General features: G+C 68.0%; 9 protein-coding genes and 1 pseudogene. 4 read left to right on the plus strand and 6 right to left on the minus strand.

Translation table 11 applies throughout. From position 1 onward, the window contains the following. From TY51_RS16620 to gltX, 3 genes and pseudogenes are all read right to left on the minus strand, one after another. Positions 1-219, minus strand: a pseudogene (locus TY51_RS16620) (SDR family NAD(P)-dependent oxidoreductase); the annotation flags it as partial. Between the two features lie 88 nt (positions 220-307). Further along, positions 308-1,597: a citrate synthase gene (locus TY51_RS16625; RefSeq protein ID WP_042251564.1), complete on the minus strand. Its 1,290-nt coding sequence runs from the start codon at positions 1,595-1,597 to the stop codon at positions 308-310. A gap of 79 nt (positions 1,598-1,676) precedes the next feature. Next, positions 1,677-3,065: a glutamate--tRNA ligase gene (gene gltX / locus TY51_RS16630; RefSeq protein WP_042251567.1), complete on the minus strand. Its 1,389-nt coding sequence runs from the start codon at positions 3,063-3,065 to the stop codon at positions 1,677-1,679. 106 nt (positions 3,066-3,171) lie between these two features. Between gltX and TY51_RS16635 the strand changes: the two genes are divergently transcribed. Then, positions 3,172-5,313, plus strand: coding sequence for a ComEC/Rec2 family competence protein (locus TY51_RS16635; protein ID WP_052650376.1), 2,142 nt, complete (start codon positions 3,172-3,174; stop codon positions 5,311-5,313). A gap of 107 nt (positions 5,314-5,420) precedes the next feature. Here TY51_RS16635 and TY51_RS16640 read toward each other — a convergent pair whose 3' ends face one another. Continuing rightward, the gene (locus TY51_RS16640) at positions 5,421-5,645 is read right to left on the minus strand and encodes a DUF2798 domain-containing protein (protein WP_042251570.1); all 225 of its coding nucleotides are present in this window, start codon (positions 5,643-5,645) and stop codon (positions 5,421-5,423) included. A gap of 47 nt (positions 5,646-5,692) precedes the next feature. After that, positions 5,693-7,054, minus strand: a complete 1,362-nt coding sequence (locus TY51_RS16645; RefSeq protein WP_042251571.1) for an aminotransferase — start codon at positions 7,052-7,054, stop codon at positions 5,693-5,695. Between the two features lie 123 nt (positions 7,055-7,177). Here TY51_RS16645 and TY51_RS16650 point away from each other — a divergent pair, with 123 nt between their 5' ends. Further along, positions 7,178-8,473 (plus strand): alpha/beta fold hydrolase, encoded by a 1,296-nt coding sequence (locus tag TY51_RS16650; RefSeq protein WP_042251575.1) that lies wholly within the window; start codon positions 7,178-7,180, stop codon positions 8,471-8,473. A gap of 16 nt (positions 8,474-8,489) precedes the next feature. On the opposite strand, the gene TY51_RS16655 is transcribed toward TY51_RS16650, so the two are convergent. Then, complete coding sequence (locus TY51_RS16655) at positions 8,490-8,810, minus strand: TfoX/Sxy family DNA transformation protein (RefSeq protein WP_042251577.1); 321 nt, start codon at positions 8,808-8,810, stop codon at positions 8,490-8,492. Between the two features lie 76 nt (positions 8,811-8,886). On the opposite strand from TY51_RS16655, the gene miaB reads away from it, so the two are divergent. Further along, positions 8,887-10,188 (plus strand): tRNA (N6-isopentenyl adenosine(37)-C2)-methylthiotransferase MiaB, encoded by a 1,302-nt coding sequence (gene miaB / locus TY51_RS16660; RefSeq protein WP_156118089.1) that lies wholly within the window; start codon positions 8,887-8,889, stop codon positions 10,186-10,188. 511 nt (positions 10,189-10,699) lie between these two features. Further along, the coding region (locus tag TY51_RS16665; RefSeq protein WP_042251586.1) for a universal stress protein at positions 10,700-11,410 on the plus strand (711 nt) is incomplete at its 3' end.

Consider the following 11,410-nt stretch of genomic DNA (forward strand, 5'->3'; position numbering starts at 1 on the left):
CCTCGGGCTCGGGTCACGTCCATCGGCGCCAACGTCGGCCTGGACGCCCGCCGCGCGGATGCGGTCGTCCAGCTCCTCCAGCGCGCCCACGGTGCGGGCGACCGCCAGCACGTGATACCCCTGCGCCGCCAGCCCTTCGGCCAGCGCCGCCCCAAGCCCCCGAGAGGCCCCCGTCACCAGCGCCAGCTGGGCCGCGCCTGTCTGTTCGATCTCGCTCATACCCGATCCCTTGCCACCGCGCGTCCCCCCGCGCAACCACGAAAAAGGGGCCCCCGAAGGGACCCCGATGCCTGACCTGACAGGACGCTCAGCGCGCCTTGAGGTCCACGTAATCGCGGCGGTCACTGCCGACATACAGCTGGCGCGGGCGGCCGATCTTGTTCTGCGGATCGCCGATCATCTCTTTCCACTGCGCGATCCAACCCACCGTGCGCGACAGCGCAAAGATCGGCGTGAACATCGACGTGGGGAAGCCCATCGCCTCCAGGATGATGCCCGAATAGAAATCGACGTTGGGATACAGCTTCTTCTCGATGAAGTACTCGTCCTCCAGCGCGATCTTCTCCAGCTCCTTGGCCACCTGCAGGACCGGGTTGTCGCCGATGCCCAGCAGCTCCAGGACCTCGTCGGCCGATTCCTTCATGACCGTCGCGCGCGGATCGAAGTTCTTGTAGACCCGGTGGCCAAAGCCCATCAGCTTGAACGGGTCGGACTTGTCCTTCGCCTTGGCGATGTATTCCGGGATCCGGTCCACGGTCCCGATCTCGCGCAGCATCTCCAGGCAGGCCTGGTTCGCACCGCCATGGGCGGGGCCCCACAGGCAGGCGATGCCCGCTGCGATGCAGGCGAAGGGGTTCGCACCCGACGATCCCGCCAGACGCACGGTCGAGGTCGAGGCGTTCTGTTCGTGATCCGCATGCAGGGTAAAGATACGGTCCATGGCGCGCGCCAAGGCCGGGTTCACCTCGTATTTCTCGGCCGGGACCGAGAAGCACATGTTCAGGAAGTTCGACGCGTAATCCAGGTCGTTCTGCGGATAGACGAAGGGCTGGCCGATCGAATATTTATAGGCCATCGCCGCGATCGTCGGCAGCTTGGCGATCAGGCGGATGGCCGCGACCTCGCGCTGCCATTCGTCGTTCACGTCGGTCGAATCGTGATAGAAGGCCGACATGGCCCCCACGACGCCGACCATCGTCGCCATCGGATGCGCGTCACGGCGAAAGCCGCGGAAGAAGTTGTGCATCTGCTCGTGCACCATCGTGTGGCGCGTGACGCGGGCGCGGAAATCCTCCATCTGCGTGGGCGAGGGCAGCTCGCCGTACAGCAGCAGATAGCAGACCTCCAGATAGCAGGATTTCTCGGCCAGCTGCTCGATCGGATAGCCCCGATACCACAGCTCTCCCTTGTCGCCATCAATGAAGGTGATCGTCGAATCGCAGCTGGCGGTCGAGGTGAAGCCGGGGTCATAGGTGAACACGTCCGCCTGTCCGTACAGCTTGCGGATGTCCAGAACGTCCGGCCCCTTGGTGGGCGACAGGATGGGCAGGTCGTAGTCCTGTCCGTTCAGGTGCAGTTTAGCGGTCTTGTCGGCCATGCGAAGGCGTCCTTCCGGCTAAGGCCGGGCGGTCCGTCGCGTAAACCCGTCAGACAGCCCTGGCATGTGAGGGCAGGCTTCAGCCTGCCAAATCGGTCTGGTCCTGCAGCCGGGCCAGCGTTTCGTCGCGGCCAAGCGCAGTCATCATGTCGAACACACTGGGGGTGGCGCTCGTTCCGGCCAGGGCGGCGCGCAGCGGTGCCGCGATCTTGCCCAGTCCGACACCGTTTTCCGTGGCAACCTGTTGGGCCGCCTCCTCCAGATCGTCTCGGGTCCAGCTAGCATTCTGCACCGCAGCAGTCAATGATTTCAGCATACCACGGGATACCGTATCCAGGTTGCGCGCGGCCTTTTCCTCAACCGCAACAGGGCGTTCGATCATCGCGAACCGCGCCTGATCCAGCAGCGCCGGCAGGGTTTTCGCCTTTTCCTTCAACGCGCCCATCGCCCCCAGGATGCGGCTGCGCTGCGTGTCGGTCAGCACCGGCGCGCCGGTTTCCGTCAGGTAATCCTGCAGCGCGGCCAGCACCTGATCGTCAGGCATTTGACCGATATGGTGCCCGCTGACATGTTCCAGCTTCTTGAAATCCAGCCGCGCGGGCGCGCGTCCGATCCCCTCCAGCCCGAACCAGTCGCGGGCCTGCGCGTCGTCGAACAGCTCGTCGTCGCCATGGCTCCAACCAAGCCGCGCCAGATAGTTGCGCATCGCCGCCGGCGGATAGCCAAGCGCCGCGAATTCGTGCAGGCCCACCGCGCCATGACGCTTGGACAGCTTCTTGCCGTCCTCTCCGTGGATCAGCGGGATATGGGCATAGGTCGGGCGCGGCCAGCCCATCGCGTCGATGATCTGGATCTGGCGCGCGGTGTTGGTCAGGTGGTCGTCACCGCGGATCACATGGGTCACGCCCATGTCGTGATCGTCCACCACCACGGCCAGCATATAAGTGGGCGTCCCGTCGCTGCGCAGCAGCACCATGTCGTCCAGCTGGTCGTTGGCCACGCGCACCGCGCCCTGCACCTGATCGTCGATCACCGTCTCGCCCGTGCGTGGCGCCTTCAGGCGGATCGCATAGGGCGCGTCGGGCAGGTCGGTCGCGTCCCGCCACGGGCTGAGGAAGGGCTGGCGCGGGTTCTCCTCGCGCCAGGCCGCGATCTCGTCCGTGGTGGAAAAGCACTTGTAGGCCGCACCCTGGTCCAACATCTGGCGCGCAACCTCGGCATGGCGGTCCTTGCGCTCGAACTGGCTGACCGGTTCGCCGTCCCAGTCCAGGCCCAGCCAGGTCAGGCCTTTCAGGATCGCCTCGGTCGCCTCGGGGGTGGACCGGGCGCGGTCGGTATCCTCGATCCGCAGCAGGAACTTGCCGCCCCGGCCCCGCGCGAACAGCCAGTTGAACAGCGCCGTCCGGGCACCGCCCACATGCAGATATCCGGTGGGAGAGGGGGCGAAACGGGTAACGATCTGGGTCATGACGGCCTTCGGCAGGTTTTGGCGCGGCCCGGCGTTAACGCTTTGGTAAGCATCCCCGTGCCATCTTGCGGCCAAGTGATAGTCACCGGGTCGCGAAAGGACAAGGATGTTGCCCCAATCGGGTGCGGTCGCGACCCCCCTGCCCCAGGCCGCCGCCCGGTCCGTGGCCGCGCCGCGCCCCGCCGCGGCCCTGCGCGCGGGCCTGTTTCCCTGGGTGCCGGTCTGCCTGTCGGCGGGGATCGGGCTGTGGTTCCTGCGACCGATGCTGTTCAGCGCCGCGCAATGGACGGTGCTGGTCTGCCTGCTGGCGCTGACCCTGACGGTGGCGCGCGTAGCGCCCCACTGGGCCGACCGCGGCCGGATCACCTGCCCACAGGCCGATGCCGTCCATCTGGGCGCGCTGGCGCTGTGTTTCGTGACGATCGGCACCGGCTTGGTGGCGTTCCGCGCCGCGCATGTGGCGGCCCCGGTGCTGGAATGGCGCTATTATGGCCCGGTCGAGGGGCGGGTGATCCAGATCGACCGCTCGGGCCGCGACCGGATGCGCCTGACGCTGGACGGGGTCGTGCTGCACGACCTCTCGCCCGACCGCACGCCCGCCAGGGTGCGCCTGTCGCTGATGGGCGACGACGCGCTGCCGCCCTTGGGCCAGCGGGTGATGCTGACCGGGCATCTGGGCCCGCCCCCCGCGCCCTCATCCCCGGGCAGCTTCGATTTCCGGATGTTCGCGTGGTTCGACAGCCTGGGCGCCGTCGGCTATTCGCGCACGCCGATCATGGCGGTGGCCCCGCCGCAGGGGGGCGTCTGGTGGGCGCACCGGGCGCGCATGGCGATCAGCGCCGCCATTCAGGACCGCATCGGCGGACAGGCCGGGGCCGTGGCATCCGCCCTGATGACCGGCGACCGATCGGGCATCTCCGAGGACACGAACGAGGTGATGCGCGCCTCGAACCTCTACCACATCATCTCGATCTCGGGGCTGCACATGGGGATGCTGGCGGCCTTCGTCTATGGCGCGGTGCGCATGGTCCTGGTGGGCGTGCAGGGCGCCGGGATCGGCCTGGCGCGGCCGATGCACAAATGGGCGGCGGGCATCGCGCTGGCGGCGGCGGCGGCCTATCTGTGGCTGTCCGGCGGCGGCGTCGCGACGGAACGGTCGTTCATCATGGTCGCCGTGATGCTGGGCGCGATCATCGCCGACAGGCGCGCGATTTCGCTGCGCACCGTCGCCCTGGCCGCGACCATCGTGCTGATCTACTCCCCCGAAGCCGTCGTCAGCGCCGGCTTCCAGATGAGCTTTGCCGCCACCGTCGCCCTGATCCTGGTCTATGGCCCATGGGCGCGGGTGTCACCGCGCCTGCCCTGGTGGCTGCGCCCGTTGGCGATGCTGATCGTGTCATCGCTGATCGCCGCCGTGGCGACATCGCCCATCGCCGCGGCGCATTTCAACCGCATGGCGCAATACGGGCTGCTGGCGAACCTGCTGGCCGTGCCGGTCATGGGCACGCTGGTGATGCCCGCGGGCGTGATCGGCGCCATCCTGGCCCTGGTCGGGCTGGAGGCGCCTGCCCTGTGGGTCATGGGCATCGGCACCGAATGGATGCTGTGGGTCGCGCGGTTCGTGGCCGACCTTGGCGGCGCGGTGACCGGGGTGGCCAAGCCGCCCGCAGCCGTCGTGCCGCTGATGGGGTTCGGCGCGGTGCTGGGCATCCTGTGCTGGCGCCCCGCGGGTCGGCGCGGCGCACTGACGCAAGCAGGGTTCGCCGTCGCGATGGCGCTGCTGGTGGCCGCCGCCGCGCTGTGGCTGACCGCCCGCCGCCCGCTGCTGCTGGTGGCGCCAGAGGGCGAGGCCGTGGGCCTGATGACCCCGCAGGGCCGCGCCATCTCGAAGCCCTCGGGCGGGGCGTTCGTCGTCTCCACTTGGCTGCAGGAGGATGGCGACATGGCCTTACAGGAAGACGCCGCCGCCCGCCCAGCATGGTCCGGCGACCGCCGCGACCGGCAGGCAGACCTGCCCGGCGGCTGGCAGGTCTGGCACCTGACCGGCAAGGGTTCGGGCGACCGCGCCGCCGCCGCCTGCCGCCCCGACCGGATCGTGGTCGCGTCCGAACCCGTCACCATCGACGGCACCCCACCCTGCCTGCTCCTGGACCCGAAACGCCTGCGCCGCAGCGGCGCGGTCGCCATCCGCATGACCGCGGACGGACCGCAGGTCACCCAAGGCCAACCGATGCGACTGTCGCGATAGCATAGCCCCATGACCGCGGCCGTGATCGCGGCGCGCGATACTTCGGACAGGTTCTTACGACCCGCAGGCCACCCCGACGCGGCGCGGAACCTCTGACAGGGTCGTCGTCACCCCCGCGTCAGCCGCCCCACCAGACGCCGGGCCAGCGGCGCCACGACCAGCACCGCCGGAAAGGCCACCGCCCAACTGGACAGCCAGTTCCCCAGCCACAATCCCCCCACCCCTTCGGTCATGCCGACCGCGCGGAACGTGGCGATCCCCGACACCAGCGAGGACATCAGCCCCGACAGGAAGAACCCGAACAGGATCGGGGCATAGCGCGCGGGAATCATCGGGCATCCTTTTCGGAACGCGTCCCCGGCATCACGCCGGGGATCGCTCAGGCCAGCTCGGCAAAGACCTTGCCAAGCGCCTTGTCCAGCTTCTCGAACATCTCGTCCATCTGGGCGGGTGTCATGATGAAGGGCGGGCACAGCACGATCGACTGCCCCAGGGGGCGACAGATCAGACCCATGTCGGTGCAGGTGTTCGCGATCCGCTCGCTGACCGACAGATGCCCCTCGAAGGGCGTCTTGGTCGCCTTGTCGCGCACCGCCTCCAGCGCCCACATGAAGCCCACGCCGCGATATTCGCCGATATTGGGGTTCTTCGCCAATTGCCGCAGCCCGTCCTCGAAGCGCGGGGCCAGGTCGATGACGTTCTGCGCCAGCCCCTCGTTCATCACCACGTCGATGGCCTTCAGCGCGATCGCGCAGCCGACCGGGTGCCCGGATGCGGTGAAGCCGTGCGGGAACTCCTCGATCTTGTCGATGGCGGCCTGAAGGCGGTTGGTCAGTTCGGGCCCCAGGATCACCGCGCCCATCGGGAACAGCCCCGCCGTCAGGTTCTTGGAGCTGATGATCGCATCCGGCACGAAATCATAGGTGATCGAACCCCAGGTGTTCCCCGTGCGTCCGAACCCGGTGATGACCTCATCCGCGATCATCGGGATGCCGTGCTTTTTCAGAACCGGCAGGATCGCCTGGAAATACCCCTCGGAGGGCGGAATGACCCCGCCCGCGCCCTGCACCGGTTCTGCAAAGAACCCTGCGATGGTGTCGGCCCCCTCGCGCTGGATCGTCTCGTCCAACTCGCGCGCCAGGCGTTGGGTGAACTCCGCCTCGGTCTCTCCGGCCTCTCCGAACCGCCAGTAATGCGGGCAGGTCAGGTGGATGAAGCCCGGCAGCGGCAGGCCGAAGACCTCGTTATAGGGCTTGCCGGTCATGCTGGCCGACACCACCGTCACACCGTGATAGGCGTTCCAGCGCGTCAGGATCTTGCGCTTCTGCGGGTTTCCTTCGGATGCATGCATGAACCACAGCATCTTGACCATGGTGTCGTTCGCCTCGGACCCCGAGTTCGTATAGAACACCTTGCCGCGCGAAAACGGCGACACCTCGATCAGCTTTTCGGACAGCATCACCGTCTGGTCGGACATCCGCCCGAAGAACGCGTGATAGCCCGGAAAGCGGTCGTACTGGTCCTTGGCGGCCTGGGCCAGGCCCTTGTGGTCGAACCCCGCGACCATGTTCCACAGGCCCGAATTGGCGTCCAGATAGCGATTGCCGTTCACGTCGACGACATAGGGGCCCTCGCCATGGGTCAGGACGACCGCGCCGCGCTTGTGCACGCTTGGCAGGTCGGTGAATCCGTACAGCGAATATTCGTCGGCGCGTGCTTCCCAGCTTTGCGGGGTGGTCATGGTCGGTCTCCTTGCCGGATCTTGGGGGCAGGCTAGCCGGGCACCGGGCGGCGTTCAATGGGGGACGCTTGTGCAGATCATGCAACCGGGGCACAGTTCGCCCGAACCGCCGGAGGAGCCCCCATGAGACACCTGATGCTGGCCGCTGCCGCCACCCTGGCCTGCGCCGCCCCCGCCCTGTCCGAAAACCGCATCGACCTGATCCGCCCCGACGCGCCGGAACTGGCCGCGCGCGGGACCCACCCGGTCGGCGTGCGCGCCGCCAGCTTCACCGATCCCGACCGCATCGACGTGATCGCGGCGACCGAACAGGGCGGCACCCCCACCGCTGACCGCACCCTGCAGACAGAGATCTGGTACCCCGCGGCGGACGCCACCGAACCCGGCACGACCTATGACACGATCCTGCGCGACGGGGCCACGCCCACCACACTGACCGGCAGCGCGGCCCGCGACGCGGCCCCTGCGGACGGGACATTCCCGCTGGTGATCCTGTCGCACGGCTATCCCGGCAACCGCTATCTGATGAGCCACCTGGCCGAGAACCTCGCCTCCAAGGGCTATGTCGTGGTCGCCGCCGACCATCCCGACAGCACCTATGACGATCAGGGCGCGTTCGCCTCGACGCTGGTGAACCGGGCGGTCGACCAGCGCTTCCTGCTGGACAGCATGGCCGGGCTGGAGGACGAGGTCGGCGCGATTACCGATGCCGACAACGCAGCCATCGTTGGCTATTCCATGGGCGGTTATGGCGCGCTGATCTTTGGCGGCGCGGGGCTGTCGCCCGATGCGGTGGCGCGCACCGAACCCGAACGCATGGTCCCGCCCGCGGGCCTGCTGGACCGCCTTGCCGCCGGCAGCGACGATCATGCGAGCCTGGTCGATCCGCGCGTCAAGGCGGTGGTGGCCATCGCCCCCTGGGGCCGCCAGCACGATTTCTGGGACGCCGAAGGGCTAGCCGGCATCACCAAGCCGCTGCTGCTGGTGTCTGGCAGCGACGACGACGTGTCGATCTATGACGCGATTCGCCAGATCTATGACCAGACGACGGGCACGTCCCGGCACCTGCTGACCTTCGAGCATGCCAACCACAATGCCGCCGCCCCCATCCCCGCCCCGGCCGAGGCCTGGGCCATGTCGGAAAGCCTGGGCCGCGCGCCCTTCGACCACTATGCCGATGCGGTCTGGGACAGCGTCCGGATGAACAACATCCTGCAGCATTTCACGACCGCCTTCCTGGACCAGCACCTGAAGGCAGAGGACCGCGCCGCGTTCCTGGACCTGGTTCCGGATTCGGCGGACGGCGTCTGGTCGGTCGATGACGCGGGCACACCCGACGATGCCCACAGCTATTGGGCGGGCTTTCCCGACCGCAGCGCCAAGGGCCTGATGTTCGAGACGAAGCCCGCGGGCCAATAGGTCACGGGCCGACAGGTCACGGGCGGCGCAGACCGATCTGGTCCAGCGCCGCCTCCAATGCCGACAGGGGGCGGCGGTCGCCCACCAGCGCGTCGAACCGCGCCCGCAGCGCGGTTTTCTCTGCCCCCTTGCAGTCGTTCCAGGGCCGCCCCTGCAGCGCCATGTGCAGCACGTAATAGCCGATGAAATGCGGCCGCTCCCCGGCATCCATCAGCGCGCGATAGGCCGCATCCGCCCCCATCTCCCGCAGCGCCGCCGCGTCCGCGATGCCCGCCGCGATCAGCGACCGCGCAGTGGCGGGGCCGATGTTGCGAATGTCGGTCAGGTCGCTCTCCATCCCGTGCCTTTCCAAAAGCCTGCGTTTCCTGTATCGCTGCGCGACCTTCAGGAACAAGCATGACATGACCGCCCACATCCCGGCCGCGAAGAAACTGTTCATCAAGACCTATGGTTGCCAGATGAACGTCTATGACAGCCAGCGCATGGCCGAGGCCATGGGCGCCGAAGGCTATGTCCTGACCGAAGATCAGGCGGATGCCGACATGGTCCTGCTGAACACCTGCCACATCCGCGAGAAGGCGGCCGAAAAGCTGTACAGCGACCTGGGCCGCCTGAAGCCGCTGAAGGCGGCGCGCCCTGATCTCAAGATCGGCGTCGCGGGCTGCGTGGCCCAGGCCGAGGGGGCCGAGATCATCCGCCGGATGCCGCTGGTCGATCTGGTCGTGGGGCCGCAGACCTATCACCGCCTGCCCGCCATGGTGCGCGGCGAGGCGCCCGCCATCGACACCGACTTCCCCGAGGAAGACAAGTTCGACCACCTGCCCGCCCCCCGCGCCACCCGGCGCGCGCCCGCGGCCTTTCTGACCGTGCAGGAGGGTTGCGACAAGTTCTGCGCCTTTTGCGTGGTGCCCTATACCCGCGGGGCCGAGGTCAGTCGCCCCGCGGAACGCATCCTGGCCGAGGCCCGCGATCTGGTCGAACGCGGCGTGCGCGAGATCACCCTGCTGGGCCAGAACGTCAACGGCTGGCACGGGGGGCCGGGCGGCTTTGGCGCCCTGATCCGCGCCCTGGGCGACATCGAAGGGCTGCAGCGCATCCGCTACACGACCAGCCATCCCAATGACATGGCCGACGATCTGATCGAGGCACATCGCGACGTGCCGCAGTTGATGCCCTATCTGCACCTCCCGGTGCAGTCGGGCAGCGACCGCATCCTCAAGGCGATGAACCGCAAGCACACCGCGGACCAGTACCTGCGCCTGATCGACCGCATCCGCGCGGCACGTCCCGACATCCTGCTGACCAGCGATTTCATTGTCGGTTTCCCCGGAGAGACGGATCAGGACCACGCCGACACCCTGCGCCTGATCGAGCGGGTGGGATACGGCATGGCCTACAGCTTCAAGTATTCGCCGCGTCCCGGCACCCCAGCCTTCGACCGCCCCGAGGTCGACGCCGCCGTGGCCGACGCACGCCTTCAGGAATTGCAGGCCCTGCTGACCCGTCAGCAGCACGCCGTCCAGGAGGGCATGATCGGCCGCACCGTCACCGTGCTGTTCGAAAAGGCGGGGCGCGAGGCCGGGCAGATGATCGGCAAGTCCGACTATCTGCATTCCGTCTTCGTCGATACCGACCGCGCCCAGGTCGGCGACCTGCGCCCCGTGCGCATCATCGGCAGCCAGCGCAACTCGCTGCACGGCGAACTGATCGAATAGGAACGGCGTCCGCGGCTGGACCGCTTATCCCGCCGCGGACTGGTGCATCTGCTTCGCCCGCATTGGCGCAAAACCCGATGGGACGATCTTGGCCCCTGCATCGGCGGTCTGGCCCACCCGCCGCGGTTCGCCAACCTTAGCCATCACTTCCCCAGCAAGCCCACCTTGATCCCTGCACGAACCGCGTGTCGTCCCAAGCGCGGCTTGAGGCTGCTACCTCCGCAAACGCTGCTTTGGGCGTGTCCGGTTGTGGACGTCTGCCGACGATCCAGCATTGTGCGCCGCTTCGTGCGGGACATGGTCCCCCTATGAAGTGCTCCCGTCATCGTGCAGCCGCCTCCGCCCGGTTGGTCACCGCGCCGGAGGTGACAGCAGTCCGGGGGAATTGGACCCCGGCGCGTCATCCCGGCGTTCCAACGAACGGATCCGCATCAGACGCGCAGGTTGATCGGGATCAAGGCGCCGACCGACCCGCGCAGGTACATTGCCCTATCCGCAACAGGAGGCGATCATGGCCTACAAGACGATCCTGACAGTACTCAGCCACCCTTCGCAGATGGCGCAACTGGACGATGCCGCGTCGCTGGCGGCGGCGCATGATGCGCATCTGGACATCCTCTGCCTGGGCATCGACCACAGCCAGGCCGGATACTTTTTCCCCGGCGGCACGTCCTATGGCTGGCAAGAGGCGATCGACAGCGCGCTGACCGACGCGAACACGCTGGACCGGCAGGTGCGCGACCGCATGGCCGCCTCCCACGACCTGCGATGGTCCTGCGAGGCCGCGGTGACCCAATCCCTGGGCATTGCGTCGGTGGTCGGCCTGCGGGCGCGGTTCGCGGACCTGGCGATTCTGGCCAGCCCCTATGGCAAGGGCCAGCCCGGCGACGCCGAACTGGTCACCGAGGCCGCCCTGTTCGAGGGATGCTGCCCCGTGCTGGTCCTGCCGCAGGGCTGCGAACCGGTGGCGGCGCCGCGCCGCATCCTGATCGCCTGGAACCAGTCGGCCGAAGCGCTGGCCGCGATCCGCCGCGCCCTGCCCCTGCTGCGGGCCGCCCAGATGGTCGAGGTGACCTGCATCGACCCGCGCAGCAGCGGGCCGGAACGCTCCGATCCGGGCGGCGCGCTGACGCAGCTGCTGACCCGGCACGGCGTCCACGCCCAGATCGCGGTCCTGGCCCGCACCGCCCCCCGCATCAGCGACGAGATCAACCGCCGCGCG

This window comes from Paracoccus sp. PAMC 22219 (assembly GCF_000787695.1).
In the GTDB taxonomy this organism is placed as follows: Bacteria; Pseudomonadota; Alphaproteobacteria; order Rhodobacterales; family Rhodobacteraceae; genus Paracoccus.